The organism is Yinghuangia sp. YIM S09857, from assembly GCF_051388915.1.
Taxonomy (GTDB): Bacteria; Actinomycetota; Actinomycetes; order Streptomycetales; family Streptomycetaceae; genus Yinghuangia.
In genome coordinates, this window is the sequence record NZ_JBPKBH010000002.1 from 560018 (window position 1) to 562900 (window position 2883).

General features: G+C 75.9%; 1 protein-coding gene. It reads right to left on the reverse strand.

The features are described 5' to 3' along the window. Positions 1-129: 129 nt before the first annotated feature. On the reverse strand, positions 130-2883 hold a 2754-nt coding region (locus tag ACRX5S_RS05710), incomplete at its 5' end, for a stealth conserved region 3 domain-containing protein (RefSeq protein ID WP_436771644.1).

Sequence of the window (2883 nt, forward strand, 5' to 3'; positions counted from 1 at the left end):
CTTCGGGCCGTGGCCGCACCCTTGTTGGAGGTCGTTGTCCGAGGCCCTGTTCGAGGTCTTTTCGGGCTGTATGGGATTCCGCCGGGCCCGGTCGGGCCGCGTCGGGCGCGTTCGGGCATCGCCGGGCGTTCACCCGGCGCGCCGGTTGCGCGCCGATCCCCTCTCGAAGCGCGACGCCACCGGAAAGTACTCGGCGAGGAACGCACGGCGGATGCGGCCCTGTTCGTCGGGCGCGACCTCGCCGCCCGAGGTGCCCGACGCCGGGTCCCCCGCCCCCGGCACGGTGTCGCCGACCAGGCAGAAGACGTCGTACGCCCGCGACGCGAGCAGCCGCGTCAGCATCCGGTGCCGTGTGCGGTCGCCGAGGTCGACCCAGGCGCAGGCGATCTCCCCCGGGACGCCCTGGCCGGTGAGGTACGCGTACGCGTGGTGCAGCCACGACGCGACGGCCACGTCGGCGGGCGACCGCTCCGCAGCCCGCGCGGTCCGCGTCACTGCGGCGAACTCGCGTTCCAGCTCTTGGAGTACCCCCCGCCGCAGCGCATGCGGCGCGCGCCGGAACAGGTCGGAGGCGGTACGCCCGAACCTCTCCTCCAGCAGCGCCCGCCCGTTGTCCGCCGCGCTCGCCTCGCACGCTTCCCCGTGCGCCGGTGCGGCGAGGGCGGTCGGCGGCAGCGGGTCCGGCGCCGCGAAGTGCCGTGTGATGCCGTTGGCGTGGAAGAAGAGCCCCGGGCGCGTCTCGCGGCCGAGGAACACGTCGCCGGTGAGGTGCAGGAAGTGCTCCGCGAGGCCGTCGAGGTGGTGCAGCCGGGCCTCGACCGCGAGCGGATTGCCGCTCGGCGGCGCCGGCCACTCGGGCGCGGGGAACAGGTCCTCGTGCCGGACGACCGCGACGCGGGCGGTGTCGAGCCAGTCCGGGGCGGGCCGGTCGGTCACGAGGTGGACGGTGCGTACCCAGGGGGCGTACATGTCGAGGGACCGCAGCGAGTAGCGCAGCGCCTCGGCGTCGGCCCCCGGGCCCGGCCAGGCGTAGACGACGTCCACCGGGAAGTCGAAGGCGCCGGCCCGTGCCCGCTCGAACGGCTCCACGGTGGTGACCTCGCGCCCGGCCACGCGCCTGCGCACGGGGGTCAGCGCGTCGGCGGGCAGCAATCGGCCGAGTGTCGTGGGTACGGGGAGTTCGCGGTCGCGGCCGTGATCCGACTCGCGCCAGAACGCGACGTCCGTGCCGTAGGCGCCCGCGAGGCGCAGCAGGCCGCCAGGGGTCACGACCGGCTGGAAGACCCGGACCACGTCGGGTGCGGCGACCAGGCTCCAGGCCCCGAGGACCCCGGCGATGGCGGTCTTCCCCAGGTTGCCGTCGGGCGAGAGCGCCCCGGCGTAGACGGCTTCGTCGGCGTACGCCTCCGCGAGCGCGGCGAGGAAGTCGTCGCGCCGGTCGTCGGCGACCGCGACGGTGTGCCGGGGTGCCGCGTCGCCCGCGCCGTGCGGGGTGTCGACATACATATAGGGAATCGCGGCGCGGTCCAGCACGTCCACGACCAGGCCGAGGTTGCGGTCCGCGACGTCCGCCGGGGTCAGGTCGTCCGCGACCAGGCAGACCTGCCCGCCGCCGCGCCGCAGATCGGCGTGCAGCGCCTCGACGCGGACCTCGTGGGCCTTGTGCGCCAGGTCGGTGGCCACCCGTCTGCCGGGCACCGGGGGCAGCGTCAGGACGACGTCGCCGAAATGGTTCCGCGCTTCGGCGGCCGCGATGCGGTCGGCCTTCGCCTCCGCCGCGTCCGGCCGCCGGGCGGTGGCGCGCAGTTCGCCGAACAACTCCTCCCACGCCGCACCGGCCGGGTCCGCGGCGGGCGGGCCCGCGGCCTCCCGGGCGGCGTCGGCGAAGCGGGCGCGCAGTTCCGCGTCCTCGAACAGCTTGCCGAGGGCCGCGGCCAGTCCGTCGAGGTCGCCGGGCGGCACGAGGAAGCCGTCCACGCCGTCGCGGACCAGCGCGGCCGGGCCCTCGGGGCAGTCGTACGCGACACACGGCAGCGCCGCGGCCCGCGCCTCGGCCAGCACCAGCGGGTACGCCTCGGCGCGCGAGGTCAGCACGCACACGGAGGCACGCGCCCACTCCTCGTCCATCCGAGGCGCGGCCCCCAGCAGGTGCACGTTGTCGTTGAGCTCCAGCGCGTCGACGAGCGCCCTGAGCCGGGGCAGTTCGGGTCCTTCGCCGTAAACGCGCAGCACCCATTCGGAGTGCTCGTCGACCAGGCGGCCGAACGCCCGGATCGCGTGGTCGACCTGCTTGTCCGGCACCAGCCGCGCCGCGATCACGGCCACCGGATTGAGCTGCGCCGAACGCGGCCGGAAGCCGGTCGGGACGCCGCGCGGGACAACGGCGAGGCGCGGGCCGGAGGTGCCGAACGTGTCGGCGTACCGGGTGCGGGCGGCCTCGGTGCCCACCACCAGGGCGTCGAGGGCGGGGCCGTGGCGCAGCAGCGCTTCGGCGCCCGGGCCGCGGCGTTCGTCCGCCGCGTGCTCCTGATGCACCGTCAGCACGCCTGCGGGCAGCAGCTGCACGGCGATGGCGGCGAGTGCGGGCGAGGACGTGACCACGATGTCCGCGTCCGTGGCGCGCAGGGCCCGTTCGAGCTCGATGTCGGAAAGGCGGTGGTACGCGTCGTCCCAGGCGGGATCGGCGTACCTGCTCGGCCGCGCCGCCAGCGCGCGGTAGGCGGCGGGATCCAGCGGCCGCCGGTCGGCGGGGCGGGGCGAGGCCGGGTCGGTGGCGTCGACCAGGTAGCGCGTCGCGACGCCTTCGGGGACCGGGAAGAACGGCTCCGCGCGGGTGCGGAAGACGCTGACGACCTCGACCTGGTGGCGGGCCGCCGCCGAGGC